This window comes from Streptomyces sp. NPDC001828 (assembly GCF_042892175.1).
Taxonomy (GTDB): domain Bacteria; phylum Actinomycetota; class Actinomycetes; order Streptomycetales; family Streptomycetaceae; genus Streptomyces.
Window position 1 is genome coordinate 89622 of the sequence record NZ_JBIATV010000001.1, and the last position, 20144, is coordinate 109765.

22 protein-coding genes are annotated in these 20144 nt (G+C 72.8%); 6 read left to right on the top strand and 16 right to left on the bottom strand.

The window, feature by feature from the left end; genetic code table 11:
- Nucleotides 1–45 precede the first annotated feature (45 nt).
- Both ACFYZA_RS00425 and ACFYZA_RS00430 read right to left on the bottom strand, forming a co-directional pair.
- Nucleotides 46–1602 (bottom strand): alkaline phosphatase D family protein, encoded by a 1557-nt coding sequence (locus tag ACFYZA_RS00425; protein WP_388485911.1) that lies wholly within the window; start codon nt 1600–1602, stop codon nt 46–48.
- A gap of 130 nt (nt 1603–1732) precedes the next feature.
- Entirely contained in the window at nt 1733–2605 is an 873-nt protein-coding gene (locus ACFYZA_RS00430; RefSeq protein WP_382587298.1) for an alpha/beta fold hydrolase, read from the bottom strand.
- Nucleotides 2606–2959: 354 nt separating this feature from the next.
- Between ACFYZA_RS00430 and ACFYZA_RS00435 the strand changes: the two genes are divergently transcribed.
- Nucleotides 2960–3724: a GntR family transcriptional regulator gene (locus ACFYZA_RS00435; RefSeq protein WP_382587301.1), complete on the top strand. Its 765-nt coding sequence runs from the start codon at nt 2960–2962 to the stop codon at nt 3722–3724.
- A gap of 91 nt (nt 3725–3815) precedes the next feature.
- Here ACFYZA_RS00435 and ACFYZA_RS00440 read toward each other — a convergent pair whose 3' ends face one another.
- From ACFYZA_RS00440 to ACFYZA_RS00450, 3 genes are all read right to left on the bottom strand, one after another.
- A complete protein-coding gene (locus ACFYZA_RS00440; protein WP_382587304.1) occupies nt 3816–4973 on the bottom strand; it encodes an ROK family transcriptional regulator in 1158 nt (385 codons plus the stop codon).
- An 88-nt stretch (nt 4974–5061) separates the two neighbouring features.
- On the bottom strand, nt 5062–5712 hold the full coding sequence (locus tag ACFYZA_RS00445) for a response regulator (RefSeq protein ID WP_388485913.1): 651 nt from the start codon (nt 5710–5712) through the stop codon (nt 5062–5064).
- A gap of 101 nt (nt 5713–5813) precedes the next feature.
- Entirely contained in the window at nt 5814–6989 is a 1176-nt protein-coding gene (locus ACFYZA_RS00450) for a sensor histidine kinase (protein WP_388485916.1), read from the bottom strand.
- Nucleotides 6990–7096: 107 nt separating this feature from the next.
- Here ACFYZA_RS00450 and ACFYZA_RS00455 point away from each other — a divergent pair, with 107 nt between their 5' ends.
- The 3 genes from ACFYZA_RS00455 to ACFYZA_RS00465 all read left to right on the top strand — a co-directional run bounded on the left by ACFYZA_RS00455 (nt 7097) and on the right by ACFYZA_RS00465 (nt 9280).
- On the top strand, nt 7097–8029 hold the full coding sequence (locus ACFYZA_RS00455; protein ID WP_388485919.1) for an ABC transporter ATP-binding protein: 933 nt from the start codon (nt 7097–7099) through the stop codon (nt 8027–8029).
- A 3-nt stretch (nt 8030–8032) separates the two neighbouring features.
- The gene (locus tag ACFYZA_RS00460; RefSeq protein WP_388485922.1) at nt 8033–8779 is read left to right on the top strand and encodes an ABC transporter permease; all 747 of its coding nucleotides are present in this window, start codon (nt 8033–8035) and stop codon (nt 8777–8779) included.
- Nucleotides 8780–8845: 66 nt separating this feature from the next.
- Nucleotides 8846–9280, top strand: a complete 435-nt coding sequence (locus ACFYZA_RS00465; RefSeq protein WP_382587318.1) for a hypothetical protein — start codon at nt 8846–8848, stop codon at nt 9278–9280.
- A 149-nt stretch (nt 9281–9429) separates the two neighbouring features.
- On the opposite strand, the gene mug is transcribed toward ACFYZA_RS00465, so the two are convergent.
- From mug to ACFYZA_RS00480, 3 genes are all read right to left on the bottom strand, one after another.
- A complete protein-coding gene (mug, locus tag ACFYZA_RS00470; protein WP_388487936.1) occupies nt 9430–9975 on the bottom strand; it encodes a G/U mismatch-specific DNA glycosylase in 546 nt (181 codons plus the stop codon).
- 13 nt (nt 9976–9988) lie between these two features.
- Nucleotides 9989–11431 carry an adenylosuccinate lyase gene (gene purB / locus ACFYZA_RS00475; RefSeq protein WP_382587321.1) on the bottom strand — a complete coding sequence of 481 codons (1443 nt, stop codon included), beginning with the start codon at nt 11429–11431 and terminating at the stop codon, nt 9989–9991.
- Nucleotides 11432–11552: 121 nt separating this feature from the next.
- Nucleotides 11553–12200: a peptide deformylase gene (locus ACFYZA_RS00480; RefSeq protein WP_388485925.1), complete on the bottom strand. Its 648-nt coding sequence runs from the start codon at nt 12198–12200 to the stop codon at nt 11553–11555.
- Nucleotides 12201–12374: 174 nt separating this feature from the next.
- On the opposite strand from ACFYZA_RS00480, the gene ACFYZA_RS00485 reads away from it, so the two are divergent.
- Nucleotides 12375–13103, top strand: a complete 729-nt coding sequence (locus ACFYZA_RS00485) for a GNAT family N-acetyltransferase (protein WP_388485926.1) — start codon at nt 12375–12377, stop codon at nt 13101–13103.
- 39 nt (nt 13104–13142) lie between these two features.
- Here the strand turns inward: ACFYZA_RS00485 and ACFYZA_RS00490 are convergent, their stop codons facing one another.
- Nucleotides 13143–13979, bottom strand: a complete 837-nt coding sequence (locus ACFYZA_RS00490) for an SGNH/GDSL hydrolase family protein (protein ID WP_388485928.1) — start codon at nt 13977–13979, stop codon at nt 13143–13145.
- A gap of 182 nt (nt 13980–14161) precedes the next feature.
- Between ACFYZA_RS00490 and ACFYZA_RS00495 the strand changes: the two genes are divergently transcribed.
- On the top strand, nt 14162–14416 hold the full coding sequence (locus ACFYZA_RS00495; RefSeq protein WP_388485930.1) for a holin: 255 nt from the start codon (nt 14162–14164) through the stop codon (nt 14414–14416).
- A 23-nt stretch (nt 14417–14439) separates the two neighbouring features.
- Here the strand turns inward: ACFYZA_RS00495 and ACFYZA_RS00500 are convergent, their stop codons facing one another.
- From ACFYZA_RS00500 to bioD, 7 genes are all read right to left on the bottom strand, one after another.
- Nucleotides 14440–15462, bottom strand: coding sequence for a hemolysin family protein (locus tag ACFYZA_RS00500; protein ID WP_382587336.1), 1023 nt, complete (start codon nt 15460–15462; stop codon nt 14440–14442).
- Entirely contained in the window at nt 15459–16802 is a 1344-nt protein-coding gene (locus tag ACFYZA_RS00505) for a hemolysin family protein (RefSeq protein ID WP_382587339.1), read from the bottom strand. The genes ACFYZA_RS00500 and ACFYZA_RS00505 overlap by 4 nt, the downstream gene beginning before the upstream one ends.
- Nucleotides 16803–16973: 171 nt before the next feature.
- Nucleotides 16974–17396, bottom strand: a complete 423-nt coding sequence (locus ACFYZA_RS00510; protein ID WP_388485934.1) for a GNAT family N-acetyltransferase — start codon at nt 17394–17396, stop codon at nt 16974–16976.
- Nucleotides 17393–18217, bottom strand: coding sequence for an ABC transporter ATP-binding protein (locus ACFYZA_RS00515; RefSeq protein ID WP_388485936.1), 825 nt, complete (start codon nt 18215–18217; stop codon nt 17393–17395). Before ACFYZA_RS00515 ends, ACFYZA_RS00510 begins: the two co-directional genes overlap by 4 nt.
- Before the next feature lie 89 nt (nt 18218–18306).
- Nucleotides 18307–18987, bottom strand: coding sequence for a class I SAM-dependent methyltransferase (locus tag ACFYZA_RS00520; RefSeq protein ID WP_382587348.1), 681 nt, complete (start codon nt 18985–18987; stop codon nt 18307–18309).
- A gap of 101 nt (nt 18988–19088) precedes the next feature.
- The gene (locus tag ACFYZA_RS00525; protein WP_388485939.1) at nt 19089–19451 is read right to left on the bottom strand and encodes a VOC family protein; all 363 of its coding nucleotides are present in this window, start codon (nt 19449–19451) and stop codon (nt 19089–19091) included.
- On the bottom strand, nt 19451–20143 hold the full coding sequence (gene bioD / locus ACFYZA_RS00530; protein ID WP_388485941.1) for a dethiobiotin synthase: 693 nt from the start codon (nt 20141–20143) through the stop codon (nt 19451–19453). The genes ACFYZA_RS00525 and bioD overlap by 1 nt, the downstream gene beginning before the upstream one ends.
- Between the last annotated feature and the right edge of the window lies 1 nt (nt 20144).

Sequence of the window (20144 nt, forward strand, 5' to 3'; positions counted from 1 at the left end):
AGTGTTCGCCTCCGCCTCCTGGCCTGCCCACCCGGGCCGTTGACCTCACTGGCCGACGAGGCCCGGCCGCAGCACCTGGGTGAAGAGTACCGAACCTCCCTGGGCCCTCAGCCGCACGGTGAGGTCGCCCGACGCCCCGTCGATCTCGATCTCGCCGAAGTTCGGCGGGGTCTCCATGGGCGAGGCGTTGGCCGCGGCCGGGGCGTGCGTGAAGACCGGGCGCGGGCCGAAGGTGCCGTCCAGCCTGTTCGCGGGGAAGCCGCCCGCGGCGAGCGGCCCCGAGACGAACTCCCAGAAGGGCGCGAAGTCCTGGAACGCCGCGCGCTCGGGCTCGTAGTGCGTGGCGGCCGTGTAGTGCACGTCCGCCGTCAGCCACAGCGTGCCCGTGATCCGGCGGTGCTTGATGAACCGCAGCAGTTCCGCGATCTGCAGCTCCCGCCCGAGCGGGGCTCCCGGGTCGCCCTGGGAGACGGCCTCGAAGTCGGTGGCGCCGTCCGCCACGACGATGCCGAGCGGCATGTCGGCGGCGATGACCTTCCACACCGCGCGCGAGCGCGCCAACTCCCGCTTCAGCCACTGGAGTTGCTCGGCTCCAAGGATCCCGACCCGGTCGTCGGGCTGCCGGTCGGGGGAGTTGGCGTCGCGGTACGTCCGCATGTCGAGCACGAACACGTCCAGGAGCGGACCGTGCCGCAGCACCCGCTGCACCCGGCCCGCGCGGTCACCGGTGCCGAGCGTCGAGATCGGGAAGTACTCGCTGAACGCCCGCCGCGAACGGGCCGCGAGGACGTCGATGTTCTTCTCGGTGTAGCGGACGTCGTCCAGGATCTGCCCGGGGTACCAGTTGTTGCGTACCTCGTGGTCGTCCCACTGCACGATGGACGGCACCTGGGCGTTGAAGGCGCGGACGTTCTCGTCGAGGAGGTTGTAGCGGAAGTTCCCCCGGTACTCGGCGAGGGTCTCGGCCACCTTCGACTTCTCCTCGGTGGTGACATTGCGCCAGATCCGGCCGTCCGGCAGCGTGACGCTCGGCAGGATCACGCCGTCGGCATAGATGTTGTCGCCGCTGCTCAGGAAGAAGTCGGGGTCCAGGCGCCGCATCTCGTCGTAGACGCGGTAGCCGCCCAGATCCGGGTTGATGCCCCAGCCCTGCCCCGCGATGTCCCCGGACCACAGGAAGCGCACGTCGTCGCGCCGGCCGTCGGGCGCGGTGCGGAAGGTGCCGGTGACCGGGCGGCTCGTGCGGTCCGGGTCGTCGGGGTCGGACAGGGTGACCCGGTAGTGGATCTGCTCGCCGGCCGGCAGCCCGTGCAGCGCGGTCGTGCCGGTGAAGTCCGTACCCGTGCCGAGCAGTGGGCCCCGCCATCTGCGGGCGCGCCGGAAGGACTCGGTCGCGGACGTCTCCACGACCATCCGGGCCGGCCGGTCCGAGCGCGTCCAGATCAGCCCGGACGAGCCCGTGATGTCGCCGGCCTGCACGCCCCAGGAGGCGCTCGGGCGGCCGGAGCGGGCGAACGCGGGCGCGGCGGCGAGCCCGGTGGGCAGGGCGAGACCCGCCGAGGCGGCGAGGGAACCCTTCAGTACGGAACGGCGGTTGGGCATCGGTGTCGCCTCCTGGGGAGGGTGGTCGCTGGCTGCCCTGCCATGCCTAGTGGGCGCCTGCGGCGCGGGTGCGAACACCGGGTGAACAACCGGCCCGGACCCCCGGGGGCCGGGCCGGGAGCGCTCTCGATCAGGCGAGCTGGATCGTCGGACGGACCGGTCCCGCGCCGACCGGGCGGCTTCCGTCGAGGATGACGCGGGCGACCAGGGCCGGGTCGTCGTTCATCGGCACATGGCCGCAGCCCGGCAGGCGTACGAGCCGGGCGCCCGGGACGGTGAGCTTGGCACGCACGCCCTGGCGGCGCAGCAGCAGCCGGTCCTTGCTGCCCCAGGCGACGGTCACGGGCACGCCGGGCACATCGTCCGTGAACTGGACGCCCTGCCCGGCGGCCAGGGTCTGCCGGAAGCCGGGCGCGTTGCGCAGGGCCAGCGTCTCGGCCACCACGGCCGCCGGGGAGCGCCGGGCCGGCCGGGCATAGATCGTGCTGGTCAGCGCGGTGCGCCCGGCGGCCGTGCGGGACATCCGCTCGATGACCGGGAGCGGCAGCGCCTTCGCCACCTGCCGCATGGTGCGCAGCACGGAGAACGCGTACTGCCGCTCGGACGGCGTCCAGAAACCCGCGGGCGACAGGGCCGTAACGGAGCGTACGAGCTTCTCGCGCCCCAGCTCCAGGGCGAGCAGACCGCCCAGCGAATTGCCCGCGACATGCGGCCGGTCGATGTCCAGGGCCTCGCACAGCGCGGCGAGGACCGGCACGACGGTGGACAGACCGTAGGAGACGCCGTCCGGCAGCGCGGGGGAGGTGCCGAAGCCCGGCAGATCGATCGCGATCACATCGCGGTCGGCGGTCAGCAGCTCGAAGACCGGGTCCCAGGCCTGGTGGTGATGGCCGATGCCGTGGAGCAGCAGCAACGGCTCGCCGCTGCCCTCGCGCCGATAGGCCACCGAGGTGGAGCGGCTCCCCAGGGGAGTGTCGATGGTGAACGAGACCTCTGCGGTCATGGGGCTGCTCCCTGTCCTGCGATCCGCGATTAGACGTCCTGTCAGCAACAACTACCGCTCGGTAGCTTGGAGTTCAAGAGACATACCGGACGGCGGGACGGCCCGGCGGGTTTTCCCGTTCGCGGCCCGGACCGCGGAAGTTTCCGAAGTGGGCCCTTTGTCGCGCGGCCCGCACGGCGGCGCGAACGTCGTGTGAACACCCTGTGGCAACTCTCGTGTGCGCTCCGTAACGGAACGAGGATTGGTCTTGACCAAGGGGTTGGGCCGCCCTATGGTCGCAGAGTTAGTGCAGGAACCTTTAATAAACAAGGGCACGGAAAGCCGCCGCGGACACGGCGATTGCGGAGGATCAGGGTGGGGACCACGCAGCTGGAATCGGTGCCGGAACCGAAGTACTGGCACCTCAAGACGGTACTCAGCGAGGCGCTCGACTCGGACTTCGCGGTGGGTGAGATCCTGCCCAACGAGCGTGATCTCGCGGCCCGGTTCGGCGTCGCACGCGCCACGCTCCGCCAGGCCCTGGAGCAACTCGAACTCGAAGGCAGGCTCCAGCGCCGCCGGGGCGTCGGCACCACGGTCGCCCCGCCGCGTACGGCCGTCTCGGTCTCCACCGCACAGCACGACTGGCCCGGTGCGCCCGGCGACGACTGGCAGACCGCCGACGCGACGACCGCCGTGCCGCCCACCGCGGTGCGGAGCCTCTTCGATGCCGCCGGCGGCGAGGAGATGCACATCGTCCGCCGGACCCGGGTCGCCCACGGCCAGGCCGTCGCCGCCGAGCTCCTGTACGTACCGGCCGCCTCGGTGCCCGAGCTCTCCGCTATCGACGTGCCCCCGAGCCCGGCCCGAGGCCGCGCCGTACTGCGCGAACTCCAGCGCCTTGACCTCGAAGGCCAGGACCGGGCCGTCGAGTTGGGCTCGGCCCGCGCCGATGACGCCAAGGAACTGGACCGGCTTCCCGGCGCCCCCGTCCTCGTCGTGACCACCCGGTACTTCGCCGAGGGCCGCACCATGGCCGTCTCCGTCGCCACCTACCGCGCCGACACCTGCCGCCTCACCTTCGGCGACTCGGGCGACGTGGAGATCAGCCACCCCGGCCAGCAGCGCCGGGCCTCCTGACCGGACACCCCGGCCCCGAAACCGTAGGCCCGCGGCTCCTGGTGGAGCCGCGGGCCGTCGTGCTGTGCGGGCGCCCCGGGTGCGGGGCGCCTCAGCGCCGGGCGGTCACCGTGCCCTCGACGGCGAACAGCTCTTCCTCCACGTGGTCCAGGGCGAGCCGCAGCGCTCCCGTCGCCACGACCGCCTCGCCCAGCATGGACTGGACCACGCGGGGCGGCCGCAGGCAGTAACGGGCCAACTCCCTGCGCAGCGGCTCCAGTACGCCGTCGATCCCGGCCGCCCAGCCGCCCACGACGACGAGCTCCGGATCGAGGGCCAGCACCAGCGCGGCCACATCGTGGACCAGGCGCTGAAGGAACCGCTCCACCGCGGCCTGCGCCCGCTCGTCGCCCTGCCGGGCCAGCGCGAACACATCGGCGACGGCCTGCTCGTCCAGCGGGTGCAGCGGCTCGCCCGTCGTCGAGAGCAGCCTCTCCGGGGTGACGTCGCGGCCGAGCAGATGCAGCGCGCCGATCTCGCCCGCCGCGCCGCCGAAGCCGCGGTGCAGTCGGCCGCCGATCAGCGAACCCGCCCCCGGGCTCAGGCCTGCCATGACGAAGACGATGTCGTCGGAATCGGCCGCCGCGCCCTTCCAGTGCTCGGCCACCGCCGCCGCGTTCGCGTCGTTCTCGACCAGGACCGGGCAACGGAAGGACCGCCGCAGCCGCTCGCCCAGCGGCAGCCCCGTCCACTCGGGCAACGCGGTGCCCAGCCGTACGGTGCCGTCGGCCTCGACGATCCCGGGACTGCCGACCCCGACCGCCCGCAGCGAACTTCGCGCCACTCCGGCCCGGCGCAGCACATCGGCGACGGTCATCCGGACCCGCTCCAGGCGCTCGTCGGCCGAAGCGGTCTCGGGCACCTCACGGGAGCCCGCGCCGAAGATCCGGCCGTCGAGCCCCGAGAGCAGCGCGGCCACCCGGTGCGGGCCGATCTCTATGCCGAGCAGATGCCCCGCCTCGGCACGGAACCGGAAGCGCCGCGCGGGCCGCCCCTGACGCCGGGCCTCGCCCTCCTCGGGCGCGGACTCGACGACGAGCCCCGCCTCCATCAGGCCGTCGACCACGCCTTCGACCGTGGGCCGGGACAGACCGGTGATCCGGGTCAGATCGGTCAGTGTGGGAGATTCCGCGCCCCTGAGGGCGTGCAACACCACCGCGGAGTTGATCCTCCGCAGCAGAGAGGGGTCCCCGCCGGTCAGCCGCCCCAACGTGTGTCCTCCCAGCTCGTGCGCGTGTCTGCCGGATCGTACTCGCTGGTCAGGTGTACGGCGAGCGGCGGCCGGTAACGGAGGCGCATCAGCTCGGAGCCACGAAACCGGACTCGTACGCGGCGATGACCGCCTGGGTGCGGTCCCGGGCGCCCAACTTCGCGAGCACCGCGCTGACATGGGTCTTCACGGTCTCCGTGCCGACGATCAACTGGCCGGCGATCTCCGCGTTGGAAAGCCCGCGCGCCATCAAGCGGAGCACCGCGGCCTCCCGCTCGGTGAGTGCTACCTCGGCCAGGGCGGTGCGCGCGGCACCGTTGCCGTACTCGGAGGCGAGCGCCCGCACCGCGGCCGGAAACAGCAGTGAGTCGCCCTCCGCGACCAGCCGGACCGCGTTGACGATCTCGGCGGGCCGGGCGCGCTTGAGCAGAAAGCCGTCGGCCCCGGCACGCAGCGCCTCGTACACGTACTCGTCGTTCTCGAAGGTCGTCACGACCAGGATCTTCGGCGGATCCTCGACCGTGCGCAGTACCGCCCGGGTCGCCTCTATGCCGTCCAGGAGCGGCATCCGCACATCCATCGCGACCACGTCCGGCCGCAGTTGCCGCACCAGCGGGATCACCGCCGCGCCGTCGGCCGCCTCACCCACCACCTCGATGTCGGGCTGCGCCTCGAGCACGGCCCGCAGACCCGCGCGGACCAGGGGTTCGTCGTCGACCAGAAGTACGGTTACCGGCATCCGGCCAGCCTAGTGGCAGGCCCGCAGGCAGCCGGACGGCCTGTGGACAACGCCCGCCGGGGAGCCGAGCCGGGGCCGGTATCGGGGTGGTCGGGTCCGCGTCAGATCAGAGTGTCGAGCGGCAGCCGCACCCGCACCCGCCACTCACCTTCGTACGGCCCCGTCTCCGCCTCCCCTCCGAGCAGCGCGGCCCGCTCCCGCATCCCGCGCAGACCGCTGCCGCCCTTTCCGCCGGGTGCCGCTCCGGTCAGCGGATTGGTCACGTCCATCTCAAGTCGGTTGCCCAGCACGGCCATTCGGATCCGCACGGGCACCGGCCCCGAGTGCCGCAGCACATTGGTGAGCGCTTCCTGGAGGATGCGGTACCCCTCCCGCGACACCGGACCGGGGACCAGCTCCAGGGGCCCGGAGAACTCCGAGGCGACCTCGGCACCGGAGCCGCGGGCCGACTCGATGAGCCGATCGGCCTCCAGGAGCGTCGGACGCTGGCTGGCCGGAAGGGTCGTCTCGCGCAGCACGAGCAGCACCCGCTCCAGGTCCTCAAGCGCGGCCCGGCCGGTCTCCTCGATCGCCGCGAGGGCCCGGTCGGTGAACGCCGGGTCCCCGGCGGCGCGCGCGGCACCCGCCTGCACCACGGCGACGGTCAGCGCGTGGCCGATGGAGTCGTGGATCTCGCGGGCGATGCGGTTGCGCTCAAGAAGCAGCTCGGTCCGCTCCTCCAGCGCGGTGAGCCGCTCGGTCGCCGAGGGCGCGAGCAACGTGCGGGCGATGACGGTGATGAGCTTTCCGGCCAGCACCAGGCACGCCAGCATGACCGCGAGCGGCACCAGCGCCAGGGGTATGAGCCAGGCGCTGGGCGGCAGCCAGGGCGCCAGCCACCCGAAGACGACCGGCCGGCCGCCGAAGCCCCGCGCGACGAGGTCCACGGACACCGACGGAAGCCAGATCGTCCCCGCGATCGCCACCGCCGAAAGCGCGAGCCGCGCCTCCAGCCACAGCACGGTCCGCCAGCGGTCGCGCCAGGTGGTCGAGGGCGTGACCGCGATCGACGCGTCGGGCCTGCCGCGCTCGCCGGGCGTGAGCAGCAGCTGGGCCTGTGTGCCTTCTTCGAGCCGCACCGCCGGTATCAGCCCGAGCGGCACGACGAGCAGCCCGACCACCCACGGGTGATCCATGTCGATGAACAGCCAGATGGCCACGAACGCGACGGGGATGAGCAGATGCAGCCATCGTGTGTAGGTGACCGGACGGGCCAGCGGGCGAAGTGTGCGGTGCATTCGCCCATCGTCCCAGCGCGATGATCCAGGCGGCTCCCCCGCGCGGGGGAGAAGCTCCCCTCTGCCGGGGGAGGCGTCTGACCTGCGTGAACGGCCACGCTTGGGGCATGACACGGATCGACGTCCAAGACCTCCGCAAGGAGTACGGCAGCACCCGAGCGCTGGACGGGCTCACCTTCGCGGTCGAGCCGGGCCGGGTGACCGGCTTCCTCGGCCCCAACGGGGCGGGCAAGTCCACCACGATGCGCATTCTGCTCGGCCTCGACCGGCCGACGTCCGGCTCCGCCCTGATCGGCGGCCGCCGGTACGCGGACCTGGCGGAGCCGCTGCGTGAAGTGGGCGCCCTCCTCGACGCCCAGGCGGCGCACGGCTCCCGCACGGCCCGAGCCCATCTACAGGCCCTCGCCGCGAGCAACCGCATACCGGCGGGCCGCGTGGCCGAGGTCCTTGAGGAAGCGGGGCTCGCGGCGGTCGCGGGCCGCAGGATCAAGACGTTCTCCCTCGGGATGCGGCAGCGGCTCGGCATAGCGGCCGCCCTGCTCGGTGACCCGGCGGTCGTGATCCTGGACGAGCCGTCCAACGGCCTGGACCCCGAAGGGATCATCTGGACAAGGGAGTTGATGCGCTCCCTGGCCCGCGAGGGCAGGGCGGTGCTCGTCTCCAGCCATCTCATGAACGAGACCGCGTCGTTCGCCGACCACCTGGTCGTCCTCGGTCGTGGCCGGCTCCTCGCCGACACCCCGATGCGCGACTTCATCGACTCCCGGATCCGGCCCAAGGTCCGGCTGCGCACCACCGAGGCCGGCCGGCTGCGGACCCTCCTGCTCGGCACGGGCTTCGCCCCGATCCAGAGGGAGGACGGGCTCTGGGAGGTGGACGGCGCACGGGTCGAGGACATCGGCCCGATCGCCGCCCGCGAGGGCATCCCGATCCTCGAACTCGCCCAGGAGGAGGCCACGTTGGAGCAGGCCTACCTCGATCTGACCGCCGGCGAGGCGGAGTACACCTCCGTCCCCGCGCCCCTGAACCAGGAGGCCTGAACCATGTCATTCTCCGCGGCCCTTCACACCGAGTGGATCAAAATACGCTCGCTGCGCTCCCTGGTCGGCTCCCTGCTGGCGGTCCTCCTGGTGACGGCGGGCCTGTCCCTCCTCCTCTGCGGCACGCTCGGCCGCCCGGTGCCCGACAGCACGGACTTCGATCCGGTGCTGTTCTCCTACTACGGCCTGAGCTTCGGCCAGTTGGCCGCGATCATCTTCGGCGTCATCGCGATGGCGGGGGAATACAAGAACGCCGGGATCCGGATATCCCTGGCGGCCGTGCCCGACAGAACGCGGTTCTACGCGGCCAAGCTCGCGACGGTCGGCGGCTCTGTTCTCGTGGTCGGCCTGGTGGCCAGCTTGATCAGCTTCCTGGGCGGCCAGGCCCTGATGGATCGGGGCTTCGGCATAGGCATCGCCGATCCGGGCGCGCTGCGCGCGATCATCGGCTGTGCCCTCTACCTGGCCCTGATCAGCCTGCTGGCAGCCGGAGTCGCCGCCGCGCTGCGCAGTGTCACCGGCGCCCTCAGCGTGCTCGTGCCGCTGTTCCTCATCGTCTCGTTCGTGGTGGGAGACGTGTCGCAGGGAGGCGGAGCGGCCGACTTCCTGCCCGACCGGGCCGGACAGCGGATTCTGCTCCAGCACCCCTCCGGGGCACTCGGGCCGTGGAGCGGGATGGCGGTCCTGGTGGCGTGGACGGCGCTGGCGGTGGGGGCCGGCTGGTGGGCGCTGCGCCGGCGCGACGCCTGACCGAATGGCATCGCCGCCGAGCCTGACGGCGCGCCAATTGTCAGTGCCTGGCGCTTTACTGACGGCATGACCACCGCTCTGTATCTCCAGCACATCGACTGGTTGCGCTCCCGGGACTTTCCCGCGGAGCGCAGCCGAAGCGGCTCGGATGTGAGCGGGCCGGGATACCACTGCTCGTGCCTGAGCGCCGACGAGGAGGAATGGGAGGACCTGACGGAACGCCTGGAGAAGCGGGCCCAGTGCGTAGCCGACCATGACGCCCTGGTGGCGGAGCTCACCCGACGCTGGGAGGAGCCGCAGTGGATCAGCCTCTGGAGCGCTCAGGCCCGCCTGGTCGCGGGCGAGGCGATACCGGAGCCCTGGGCCGAGTTCGCCGTGGGGTTCGACTTCCTGCACCTGTGGCGGCTGGACGGCCGCTGGATCGCGATAGGACTCGATCTGGAGGCGGAGGGCCCGGGCTGGGACCTGAGCGTAGCGGTGACGGAGGTGGACCCGCCGTAGTGCTCGCTCGGCCTCAACTCACGGGCACGGCAGGGGAGTTCACGGCCCTCTCCCGTTCGCCCCGGCAAGGGTTCACCGGCCCCCGCAAGGGTCCACCGGCTCGGCAGGGTCCGGGCGCCCCGGCGGCGGCAGGATGTGCCGGGCAGCCGCTAGTCGAGGCCGGCTTCCGCCGCGAGGCGCAGCCGTGCGTACTCCTCGGCCATGGTCTGGGCGGTCCAATGAGCGTTGAGCCCGCTGGGATTGGGCAGCGCCCACACTCTGGTCGCGCCGATCATGTGCTCCTGCGGGCCGATCCGGGCCTTGCGGTCGCCGAAGGCGGTGCGGTACGCGGTCACTCCGACGACGGCCAGCCACCGGGGGCGCAACCGCTCGACCTTGGCCGTCAGGAGCCGGCCGCCCTCGCGGAACTCATCGGCGTCGATCTCGTCCGCCCGCGCGGTGGCCCGGGCCACCACATTGGTGATGCCGAGGCCGTAGGAGAGGAGTTCGTCCTGCTCGGCGGGCTTCAACTGCCGTGGTGTGAAGCCGGACATATGCAGTACCGGCCAGAAGCGGTTGCCGGGGCGGGCGAAGTGGTGGCCGGTGGCACCCGACATCAGGCCCGGGTTGATGCCGCAGAACAGTACGGACAGACCGCCCGCGATCACGTCGGGGATGACGGTGTCGCGAGCGGCCTGGAGTTCCTCGGGAGTCAGCACGGGGGCAGGCTCACAGGATCGAGCCCGGGGTGTAACCGGCCGCCGCGGGGTGCTGCTTGATGATCTCCTCGATGCGCGAGACGACGGTGCCCACCTGGTCACCGGCCGCGCCGGTGAAGGACAGCTTGTCCGCCATCAGCGCGTCCAGCTGGGCCCGGTCGAGCGGCATGCGCTCGTCGGCGGCCAGCTTGTCGAGGAGCTCGTTGCGCTCGGCACCCTGCTCGCGCATGGCGAGGGCGGAGGCCACGGCGTGCTCCTTGATGACCTCGTGCGCGGCCTCCCGGCCGACTCCGGCCCGGACGGCGGCCATCAGGACCTTCGTCGTCGCCAGGAACGGCAGGTAGCGGTCCAGCTCACGGGCGACGACGGCCGGGAACGCGCCGAACTCGTCGAGCACCGTAAGGAACGTCTCGAGCAGACCGTCGAAGGCGAAGAACGCGTCGGGCAGGGCGACCCGGCGGACCACCGAGCAGGAGACGTCGCCCTCGTTCCACTGGTCGCCCGCGAGCTCGCCGGTCATCGAGGCGTAGCCGCGCAGGATCACCATCAGGCCGTTCACGCGCTCGCAGGAGCGGGTGTTCATCTTGTGCGGCATCGCGGACGAGCCGACCTGGCCGGGCTTGAAGCCCTCGGTGACCAGCTCGTGCCCGGCCATCAGCCGGATCGTCTTGGCGACCGAGGACGGCGCGGCGGCCAGTTGCACCAGGGCGGTGACCACGTCGTAGTCGAGGGAGCGCGGGTAGACCTGCCCGACGGAGGTGAACGCGTGGGCGAAGCCGAGGTGGCCCGCGATGCGCTGCTCCAGATCGGCCAGCTTCGAGGCGTCGCCGCCGAGGAGGTCCAGCATGTCCTGGGCGGTGCCGACCGGGCCCTTGATCCCGCGCAGCGGGTAGCGGGCGAGCAGGTCCTCGAGGCGGCCGTAGGCCACGAGCAGCTCGTCGGCGGCGGTCGCGAAACGCTTGCCGAGGGTGGTGGCCTGCGCGGCCACGTTGTGCGAGCGCCCGGCCATGACCAGCTCGGCGTACTCGCCGGACAGCTTGCCCAGACGGGCGAGGACCGCCACCGTGCGGTCCCGCATCAGTTCGAGGGAGAGGCGGATCTGGAGCTGCTCGACGTTCTCGGTCAGGTCGCGCGAGGTCATGCCCTTGTGGACCTGCTCGTGGCCGGCCAGCGCGTTGAACTCCTCGATGCGGGCCTTCACATCGTGCCGGGTGACCTTCTCGCGCTCGGCGATGGAGGCGAGGTCGACCTGGTCGACGACGCGCTCGTAGTCGGCGAGCGCTGCCTCGGGCACCTCGATCCCCAGGTCCTTCTGGGCGCGCAGCACGGCGAGCCACAGCTGGCGCTCCAGCTTGACCTTCTGCTCGGGGGACCAGAGGACGGCGAGCTCCGCGGAGGCGTAGCGGCCGGCCAGGACGTTCGGGATGCGAGGCTTCGCAGACACAGCAGTCACGTGTCCAGAGTCTACTGGCGATTTCTGCAGGCCAGCGCCCCACCCCGGTTTGTGCCTTGCTACGAGAGGGCGGGCGGCGTACGGAGCGCGACGGGCGGTCGGCTCCCGGTGACGCGGGGGCTCACGCCTCGGGGCCGCTGTCCAGTTCGAAGCCGAGGGCCTCGGCCGCGGCGGCCGGGGTGGGCTGGGTCCATAGCCCGGCCATGGCCTCCCGCGACGACAGCGAGCGCAACTCCGCGCGGTCCAGGTACAGCACGCCGTCGAGGTGGTCCGTCTCGTGCTGGACGATGCGGGCCGGCCAGCCCGTGAACACCTCGTCCACCGGGCGGCCCCGCTCGTCGAGCCCGCGCAGGCGAACGGCCTCGTGCCGGGCCACGACCGCGCCCCAGCCCGGCACGCTCAGGCAGCCTTCGAAGAACGCGGCCCGGCCGGTCCCCACGGGCTCGTACGACGGATCGACCAGGACCCGGAACGGCTGTGGCACACGCCCCCTGACCTCGCGGATCTCCTCCGAGACCTCCGCCGCGTCCTCGATGACGGCGAGCCGCAGGGGCAGACCCACCTGCGGTGCGGCGAGGCCCACGCCCGGGGCGGCGAGCATCGTCTCGCGCATGGCCTCGATCAGCCGGCCGAGGCGCTTGCCGTCGAGGCGTCCGTCCAGCGGCTCGGTGGGCCGCCGCAGGACCGGGGCGCCGGCGGAGACGATCGGCAGCGGGCCGGATACGGCGAGGAGTTCGTCGACGAGGTCGGAGAGCGAGGAGGACGACATGTGCACAGCATGCCAAGAACGATCACTCGGCGAACACGCGGGGCCATGTCGGCCGCGTGAACAATCCGGCCTCGCGGGAATGCGCGAGCGAAGCCGGAACTTTCCCTTAGGGGCGCGCACGGAGCGGTACGCGCAGCCCCGGCCGCCCCATCCCGAACACCGAGCGAGGAGAACATGTCCCACGCGTCCGTCCGCACCGAGATCCCGGCGCATCCCCTGGACAACCCCGCCTACGCCGCGCTGGCCGGCCCGCACGCGCGGTTCGCCGAGGGGCGCGGCCGGGTCCTGCGCTACGAGACCGACGTCTCGCCCTGGCTCGGACTGCCCGTGGAACCGGACGCCGCCGACTGGGCGGACCTCGCGGCCCTCGTCGGGCCCGGCGCCGAGGTGGCGCTGCCCGGGGTGCGGGCCACGCTGCCCGAGAGCTGGGAGATCACCTTCGACGTGCCGGGGGTTCAGCTCGTCGACGAGTCCCTCGACGCACGCCACGACGAGGAGGCGGTGCCGCTCGGCGCGGCCGACGTGCCCGAGATGCTCGCCCTCGTGGAGCGCACCCGGCCCGGCCCGTTCCTGGCCCGCACCGTGGAGCTCGGCACCTATCTCGGCATCCGCCGCGAGGGCCGGCTGATCGCGATGGCGGGGGAGCGGCTGCACCCGCCGGGCTGGACCGAGATCAGCGCGGTCTGCACGGACGAGGACTTCCGCGGCCAGGGCCTGGGCACCCGCCTGATCCGCGCGGTCGCCGCCGGGATCAGGGAGCGGGACGAGACCCCCTTCCTGCACACCGCGGCCGCCAACACCGGCGCCATCAGGCTGTACGAGTCCCTCGGCTTCCGCGTCCGCCGCGACGCGCGGTTCGTCGGCGCCCGGGTTCCTGAGGACCCGTCAGTGTCCTTGTCGTAAGCGCGAGTTGGCGGCGGGACCGGACCTGGGCGGGCGCCCTCAGTCCTCGACCCGCACCCACTCCGACACCGGTCCCACCGGCTTCCCTTCCGGCGGAGTGACCCAGAACGCCCGGCCCTCGGCGACGCTGTAGTGCGCGCCGTGGCGGCCGTCGCCGGTGGAGCGGCCGGTCAGCCGGCGCCCTATCCACGGCCCCAGGTGCTGCCGGGCGAAGCGCAGGTCGGCGGTGCGGCTCGCGGCCCAGCCGGGGCGGGCGGGGGGCGCCAGCGGCGAGCGCCAGTCGTCCTCGGCGTCCAGGCCCAGCGTCTGCCAGACGGCCTCGGCCACCCTGCGGTGCCCCTCCGCCGTCAGATGCAGCCGGTCGAAGTCCCACATGTGCTGCTCGGCGAGCGCCGGAGCGCCGTAGAGGTCGACCACCAACGCGCCATGCCGTTCGGCGAGTTCGTCGACGTGCGTGAAGAGCTCCTCCATGCGCGGCCGGAAGCGGTCGAGTACCGGGCCGTTGCGCCCCGGGCTGCGCATCAGCACCAGCTGCTTGCAGGACGGGGCGAGCTGCTCGACCGCCTCCGTCAGGAGTCTGCGTACCCGGCCCATGTCGCACTTGGGGCGCAGGGTGTCGTTGAGGCCGCCCACCAGGGTGATGACGTCCGGGCGCAGGGCGGCCGCGGCGGCCACCTGCTCTTCGACGATCTGCCCGATGAGCTTGCCGCGCACCGCCAGGTTCGCGTAGCGGAAGCCGGGGGCGCGGGCCGCGAGGCGGGTGGCGAGCACATCGGCCCAGCCGCGGTAGGACCCGTCGGGAAGCCGGTCGGACATGCCCTCCGTGAAGGAGTCGCCGATCGCGGCAAAGCTGGTGTATGAGGCATTCATCTCCATGGCGGAGCGATCCTACCGCGCGGTAGCCGAACGGCTCGGGGCGATGGGAACCCCTGGCCGGGACCGTGATCACAAAGAGGCCGGTGAGGCCCTGTCGGCGGGGCGCGTTACGCGGTATGCCAGGAGCACATCAACTTTTACGACCCCGGCCGGGACGAGGCCGGTGAGAGAGCGAGCGTGCGATGTTGTTCACCGCTGCCTTCTGGAAGGCCACCGCCGAGCGTGCCATCCGCACCTTCGCCCAGGCGCTCGCCGCCGTGCTCACGGCGGGCGCGACGAATCTGCTCGACGTCCACTGGACAGCGGCGTTCGCGACCGCCGGCATGGCCGCGCTGCTCGCCGTCCTGATGGCGGTCGGCTCCTCGCAGCTGGGCCTGCCGGGCCCTGGCCTCACCGAGACCACGAACCCGGCCGGCCCGGCCGACCCCGTCAAGTAGCCGCACCCGTCGAGCGGGGCCGGTCAGCCGGCGGCCGCCGGGGGGCCCACCAGCTCGCGGAGCACGTCCTCCATGGTGACGAGACCGGCCAGCTTGCCGTCCTCGTCGAGCACGGCCGCCAGGTGCGTACGGCTGCGCCGCATCGCGGTCAGCACGTCGTCCAGCGGGCTCGCCGCGCGGACCCGGGCGATCGGGCGCAGCGCCGCGACCGGGAAGGCCACCTCCCGGGGCGCCGCGTCCAGGGCGTCCTTGACGTGCAGATAGCCGAGGATGCGGCTGTCCTCGTCGACGACCGGGAAGCGCGAGAACCCGGAGCTCGCGGCGAGCCGCTCCAGCTCCTCCGGGGTGGTGCCGACCGCGGCCCGCACCACCTCGTCCAGCGGCACCACCACGTCCCGCACCGGCCGGCGCCCCAGTTCCAGGGCGTCGTGCAGGCGCTCGGCCGCCCGGTCGTCCAGCAGCCCCGCATCGCCCGCGTCCGTCACCAGACGGGCCAGTTCGTCGTCCGAGAAGGTCGCCGCGACATGGTCCTTGGCGTCCACCTTGAGCAGCTTCAGGATGGCGTTGGCGAAGGCGTTGATCGCGAAGATCACCGGGCGCAGCGCCCGGGCCAGCGTCACCAGGGGCGGGCCGAGCAGCAGCGCGGTGCGCGCGGGCTCGGCGAGCGCGATGTTCTTCGGCACCATCTCGCCGAGCAGCATGTGCAGATACGTGGCGACCGCCAGGGCGATCACGAACGACACCGGGTGGATGAGCCCGTCCGGCACGCCCACCGCCTCGAAGACGGGCGCGACCAGGTGCGCGATGGCGGGTTCGGCGACCACACCGAGCACCAGGGTGCACAGCGTGATGCCGAGCTGCGCCGCGGCCATCAGGGCCGAGACGTGTTCCAGGCCCCAAATGACACTGCGGGCGCGGCGGTTGCCGTCCTCGGCGAGGGGTTCGATCTGGCTGCGGCGCACCGAGATCAGGGCGAACTCGGCGCCGACGAAGAAGGCGTTGACGACCAGGGTGGCCAGGCCGATCAGAATCTGGATCGCGGTCATCGGCCGGCCTCCTCGTCGTCCTCGTCGCCCTCGGTCTGCGGCGGCGCGTGCAGCAGGACGCGGGCCGCGCGCCGCCCGGCGGCGTCGACCACGTCCATGCGCCAGCCGGCGAGCTCCACGCGGTCGCCGACCCGTGGAATCCGGCCGAGCTCGGTCGCCACCAGACCGGCGAGGGTCTCGTACGGCCCGTCCGGGACGCGCAGGCCGATGACGGCGAGCTGGTCGTCACGGGCGGCGCCGTCCGCGGAGTACAGGGTGCGGCCGTCCGCGTCCTGGCCCGCCGGCGCGAGGTCGGGGGTCTCGTGCGGATCGTGCTCGTCGCGGACCTCGCCGACGACCTCCTCCACGATGTCCTCAAGGGTCACGACGCCGGCGGTACCGCCGTACTCGTCGATGACGACGGCCATGGTGCGCTTGCCGTACAGCTGGTCCAGGAGGCGGTCCACGGTGAGCGTCTCGGGGACGAGCAGCGGCTCGCGCAGCAGCGCGGTCACCGGGTGCAGCCGCCTGCGCTCGGCCGGGACGGCCAGGACGTCCTTGATGTGGGCGATGCCGACGACCGAGTCCAGGCTGCCCCGGTAGACGGGAAAGCGGGACAGGCCGGTGGCGCGGGTCGCGTTCGCGACGTCCTCGGCGGTGGCCTGGATGTCGAGCGCGGTGACCTGCACGCGGGGCGTCATCACGTTCTCGGCGTTGAGCTCGGCGAGGCTGAGCGTCCGCACGAACAGCTCGGCGGTGTCCGCCTCCAGGGCGCCCTCCTTGGCCGAGTGCCGGGCGAGGGCGACCAGTTCCTGGGGGCTGCGGGCGGAGGCCAGCTCCTCGGCGGGCTCCAGGCCGAAGCGGCGTACCAGGTGGTTCGCCGAGGTGTTGAGGTGACTGATCAACGGGCGGAAGGCCGCGCTGAAGGCGCGCTGCGGGGCCGAGACGACCTTCGCGACGGCGACCGGCGACGAGATGGCCCAGTTCTTGGGGACCAGCTCGCCGACGACCATCAGGAAAACGGTGGAGAGCACCATGCCGAGCACCAGGCCGACCGAGCTCGCGGTCGTCCCGGACAGGCCCAGCGATTCGAGCGGCCCGGTGAGCAGCTTGGCGATCGACGGCTTGGCGATCATGCCGATGACGAGACCGGTGACGGTGATGCCGAGCTGGGCGCCGGACAGCTGGAAGGTGAGGCTGCGTACGGCCTTGAGGGCGCTGGAGGCACCTCGTTCGCCGCGCTCGACGGCCCGTTCCAGGTCGCTGCGCTCGGCGGTGGTGAGGGAGAACTCGGCCGCCACGAAGACCGCGCACACCAGCGAGAGCAGTACGGCCGCCAGGAGCAGGAGCACTTCGGTCATCGGGTCACCTCCGTCCCATGATCGGGCAGAGGGAGGCGGTGCGCGCGGTGTCGCGCGGCGGTACTGGTACTGGGAGGCTCGCCCATGGGCGGACGCTCACACCTTTCAGTCGGTGGGTGGAGATGCACCCATGGTAAAGCACTGGCAAAAGGAAGAGCCGGGGCCGATCGCTCAGGCCAGCAGCTTCACCCAGCGGCGCCACCGCTCCTCGGGCCCGTAGCCCGCGGCCGCCCAGGCGTGCTGGGCCGGCTCGTTGCGCACCAGCACCATCGCGTCCGCCCGGCGCCCTCCCAGCGCGGTGAACCGGTCCTCGGCCGCGGCCAGGAGCGCCCCGCCGATGCCGCCCCGGCGGTGGCCGGGGTGGACCGCGAGCCGGTACAGATGGCAGCGCCAGCCGTCGAACCCGGCGATCACAGTGCCGGCCAGCTCGCCGTCCCGCTCCGCGAGGATCAGGGCGTCGGGGTCGCGGGCGACGAGGCGCTCGATGCCCGCCCGGTCGTCGCTGATGCTGGTGCCCTCGGCGGCGGTCTTCCAGAAGGCCAGCACCGCGTCCAGGTCCTCGGGCCCGGCGGCCCGGATGCGCAACTCGGTCATGGCCTCATCCCATCACCGTCGCCCGGCGCGCGGCGAACCGTTTTGGCGGGCGGGGCGGACAACAGCCGCATCCGCTCCAGGACGGCCGCCGCGGTGGGCCGCTCCATCCGGTCCACGATGCGGCCGTCCCCGAGGAAGAGCACCAGATCGGCGTGGCCCGCGGCGCCCGGGTCGTGCGTCACCATGACGACGGTCTGGCCGAGCGCGTCCACCGCCTCCCGCAGGAACGACAGGACCTCGGCGCCGGCCCGGGAGTCCAGGTTGCCGGTCGGCTCGTCGGCGAAGATCAGCTCGGGCCGCGAGGCGAGCGCCCTGGCACACGCCACCCGCTGCTGCTGACCCCCGGACAGCTGCGCGGGGCGGTGTCCGAGCCGGTCGCGCAGGCCTAGGGCGTCGATGACCCGGTCGACCCAGGCGGGGTCCGGGGTGCGGCCCGCGATGTCCATGGGCAGCGTGATGTTCTCGGCGGCGGTGAGCGTGGGCAGCAGGTTGAACGACTGGAACATGAACCCGATCCGGTCCCGCCGCAGCCGGGTCAGCTCCCGGTCCCTGAGGCCGGTGATCTCGGTGTCCCCGACCCACACCTGGCCCGCCGAGACGGTGTCGAGCCCGGCCAGACAGTGCATCAGAGTCGACTTGCCCGAGCCCGACGGGCCCATCACCGCGGTGAAGACGCCCCGCGCGATGTCCACGTCGACCGCGTCCAGGGCGAGGACGGTGGTCTCACCACTGCCGTACGCCTTGGTGAGCCCGCGCGCCCGTGCGGCGACCGGCGCCGCGGGCTCGCTGCCGTAGGTGTGTGCCGTCGCGGGTGTGGACATGGCCGCCTCCGTGGTGTGGCATCGGGCCGTGCCAACTCCCTTACCGCATAAGGGTGTTCCAACTCCCTTGCCGCGCAAAAAAACCAGGCTCATTCGTCCGGGCCGAGCGCCGGGCGCCGCGCCACCCCGAGCACACACGGCGAGGAAGGCATCGCGATGCCCTTCTCGGGAACCCGCAGATGGCGGTGGCCCACGATCTCGAACCCCGCCGCCTCGATCGCGCCCAGCGGATCGCGCGCCGTGTGGCAGCCGCCGAACAGCCTCGGCCACACCGTGCGGTCCAGACCCCGCTGCACCGACGCGAGCGCCCGGCCCTCGGCCCGGCCGTGCTCGAAGAACCGCAGCTCGCCGCCCGGGCGCAGCACCCGCCGGATCTCGCCGAGCGCCCGCGGTAGATCCCGCACCGAGCACAGCACCAGCGAGGCGACCGCCGCGTCGAAGCCCTCGCTCTTGACCGGAAGGGCCTCCGCCGAGCCCGGCACCACATCCACCGGGACCTCCGCACGCAGCGCCGCGCGGACCGCCAACTGCCGTAGCGTGCGCTCCGGTTCGAGGGCCACCACCTCGGAGACGGCCGCCGGATAGTGCGCGAAGTTGAGCCCGTTCCCGGCGCCGATCTCGATGACGCGCCCCGAGAGCCCGTCGAGCAGTTCGCGGCGGTACGCGGAGATCCCGGCCCTCAGGTCGACGGCCTCGCTGTAGCGCGCGTAGAAGCGGGCGAAGACGGGGTGGTGCACGGCATCCGGGGCGATCTTGGTGCGCTGCGCCATGTCGGACCTCCTGAGCCTGTGGGGCGGCCGGTCGGGGCCGCGCGTCCCGGACAACGCCGCCGCACCGGCCCCTACCCGCATTGTCCCCGCGCCCGGCCCGCTCACCCGTCGGCGCCCTCCACGAAGCAGAACTCGTTGCCCTCGGGATCGCGCATCACCTGGAAGGACCCCTGGGCGTCGGTCACCGTCGCGCCCACCGGCGCCGCCCCGCGCCGCACGGCCGCCGCCCGCGCCCGGCGCACGTCCTCGACCGCGAGGTCGAGGTGCAGCCGGTTCTTGGCCGCCTTGGCCTCCGGCACCTTCTGGAAGGCGAGGCGCGGGGCGCCCGGCGGATCGACGTACGCCCACGAGGCGTCCCGCACCACCGGGCGCCCGCCGAGCAGCCCGGCCCAGAAGCGGGCGAGCCGCCCCGGGTCGGCGCAGTCCACGACGAGCTGCCCGAGGCGGGCCCGTAACACAGCCATCAGATACTCCAAACGCCGCCGAGCGCCGGGGCGAGCCAACCGGCCGCTCGGGTACGGAAGTCGGCGGGCGCCAGCCGTCCGGCGCCCTCGGGCACGGTGCCGAGCAAGGGCGCGCCGGCCGACTCCGGGAGGTCCGCGAGATTGCACCGCGAGGCCAGGTCCGGCTCGGCAGGCCAGCTGCCCACGACGACCCCGGCGAACTCGATGTCCCGGGCCCGCAGGGCCTCGCCGGTCAGGGCCGTCGAGTTGAGTGTGCCCAGTCCGGCGGGCGTCACCACCAGGACGGGGGCACCGAGCAGCCGGGCCGCGTCCGCGAGGGTGCCGCCCTCGTCGTCGAACCGGACCAGGAGCCCGCCCGCACCCTCGACCAGAACCAGGTCGTGCTCGGTGGCCAGCTTCGCCGCGGCCTCGGCCACCTCCTGGGGTCCGACGGGTGTCATGCCCGCCCGGCGGGCCGAGGTGTTGGGCGCCAACGGCTCGGGGAACCGGGCCAGTTCGGCCCCGGTCACCGCCTCGCCGGCGAGCCGCCGCACCTCGGCCACGTCACCGGGCTCGCCCGGTGCGACCCCGGTCTGGGCCGGTTTCAGGACGGCCACCGATCGGCCACCGGCGAGCGCCAGGGCGGCGACCGCCGCCGTGGTGATCGTCTTGCCGATCTCGGTGCCCGTACCGCTCACTACCAGAATCGTCATC